Below are 1650 nucleotides of genomic sequence, written 5' to 3'. Positions count from 1 at the left end.
CGCATAGGCGTTTTGCAAATCCGCATAGGTCACATCGCGGCGCAGATCCGCCAGTATGGCATTCATCTGTTCGGTCACCACATCGCGCGGGCCAAGCGCACCGGACTCAGCCTCGGACACGGTCTGGCGGGCGATTTGCGTATTCACCCGTGCCAGTTTCTGCGCCGTCGCGTATTCGCCGCGCAGCGACACCACCCGGGCTTTGGACACAAACACCTGGGTCGCAATCGCCTGTGTCAGCGCCAGCGCGCGGGCATCAAGCAATTTCTGCCCCGCCTCATTGGTTTTCAGACGGCGCGGATAGGTCGGCAGGCGCATCAGGTTCCACGAGGCCTTCGCCCCATAGGACACCCAATCCTGATTGTACAAAAAGTCATTGCTGGATGTGTTAACGCCAATAAACGCCTTGAGCGAGGGCAACGCCTCTAGCAGGCCGATGTCTTTTTCTTGTTCATTGATGCGCATGCGATACGTGATCTCACGCAGCTCGGGGCGGTTGCGGAAGGCCATTTTCGCCAGCTCCTCCGAGCTGGTGCGCACCAGCGGCACTTTCTGATTATGGCTGGCAGGCACGGCCAGTTTGAACGGCTGGTTCTGTGGCAGGTTCATCAAGGCGGCCAGCTGGTTCTTTGCCACCCCCAGATCGCGGCGCAATTCCTGCGCGGCCCGCATCACGGTCAAAAGATCGCGTTGATAAATCATCGCATCGCGCGGCGCGCCACTGCGATCACCGGCCTGACGCTCTGCCTGGGCCAAAGAGCGCTGCGCACTGGCTTCCAGCGTTTTCAGCCGACCCAGCAGCCGCTGTGCAATCACCGCGCGCCAATAGGCGGTGCGCACATCTTCGATGATCCGGTTGATCGCGCTGCGGCGTTGTTCTGTGGCAATCAACACCTTATCGGCATTTTGCTTGGCGCGGACATAGGACAGGCCAAAATCCAGCACATCCCATGACAGGGTCAGATCACTGTTAAGCACATCGCGATCGGTGGAGCGGGAGGGCTCCAGCGATTGATTGCCCGACAAGATGGATTGCGAGGAGGCACCGGGCGTATTGTCACGGTCGGTATAGGCGGCATTGGCCACCAGATCTGGCAACATATCGGATTCCGACAGCCGCAGCTCTGACAGTTTTAGTGCTTCTTGCTTCAGCTCCACCTGATGGTCGAGGTTGTATTTGATCGCGCGGGCCATGGCTTCATACAGGTCAATGGACTGCGTCACCGGTTCTTGACCCGGCCCAATGGCCCGCGCGGCGCGGTCATCGGCAATCGCGTTCAGCTGTGTGACGGTCAAAGGCTGGGGTGTGACGGTGCATCCCGCCACGGCCAGCGCTGCCATAACAGCCGCGGGTTTTGTAACAAAGGTGAAGGATGTAAATGTCATAGATGGCTCCCGTCATCCATTCGCAATGAGGCGCGCAGCGCGTTCAGCTCGGCCGTGCGAGCGTCAACAATATGTGCGACCTGATGGGCGAACAGCGTTTGCTGCGCCATCGATGTGGCCGCAAAGTGAATTGTGCCATCGGCGCGGGTGGTCACATCAATGGTAACCGCCGGCCCGTCGTGGCTTTCATAATAGACCGATGTGCTTGATCCCTCGGTTGCTATGTGGATCAATTCATCTCCCTTGGGTTGTGTGTCATCTTCC

At 59.0% G+C, this 1650-nt stretch carries 2 protein-coding genes; both read right to left on the bottom strand.

Translation table 11 applies throughout. The annotated features are described in order from the left end of the window. Positions 1–1386, bottom strand: a 1386-nt coding sequence (locus BFP70_RS00050; protein WP_066008962.1) for a TolC family protein, incomplete at its 3' end; no start/stop codon positions are given. Then, on the bottom strand, positions 1383–1650 hold a 268-nt coding region (locus tag BFP70_RS20895; RefSeq protein ID WP_176715452.1), incomplete at its 5' end, for a hypothetical protein. The genes BFP70_RS20895 and BFP70_RS00050, both read right to left, overlap by 4 nt.

The organism is Thioclava sp. SK-1 (assembly GCF_001705665.1).
In the GTDB taxonomy this organism is placed as follows: domain Bacteria; phylum Pseudomonadota; class Alphaproteobacteria; order Rhodobacterales; family Rhodobacteraceae; genus Thioclava.
This window is presented reverse-complemented; position numbering and strand designations above follow the sequence as displayed.